A 370-nucleotide genomic window follows, 5' to 3' on the forward strand; every position below is an offset into this window, starting at 1 on the left:
GCAAAGTAGCGACTGCTGCTGAAATTGAGCGCTCCATCCAGGCCCTGAACAAAATGGCAGAACGCCTTTGGGGGGATGGCCGGGAAGCTGAGGCGAAGGCCCTCCTTGATGCCTTGGACGCACTAAACCGGGCGCTTGACCGGATCAGGATTGGAGAAAGTCGAAGGATTGCGACTCTGCATTAAGACGCACGAGTCAATCGGCGGTTGAAGTTACTCTCCAATGCAGTGGCTTTGACTTTGCAGCCTGGTACGGGCACATTCTGGCGCTACGTGAGGATGGATGCCTCGGTGAGGCTTAAGGAGAATGCCGTGTTTCCGATCAATATCTGGCTTGCCTATACTGCCGCGTGCTTGCTATTGGTGCTCGC

1 protein-coding gene is annotated in these 370 nt (G+C 55.4%); it reads left to right on the top strand.

The genetic code is table 11. From position 1 onward, the window contains the following. On the top strand, nt 1-185 hold a 185-nt coding region (locus AC1DF0_RS32655; RefSeq protein WP_477577782.1), incomplete at its 5' end, for a hypothetical protein. Between the last annotated feature and the right edge of the window lie 185 nt (nt 186-370).

This window comes from Paenibacillus sp. 05T425 (assembly GCF_056396205.1).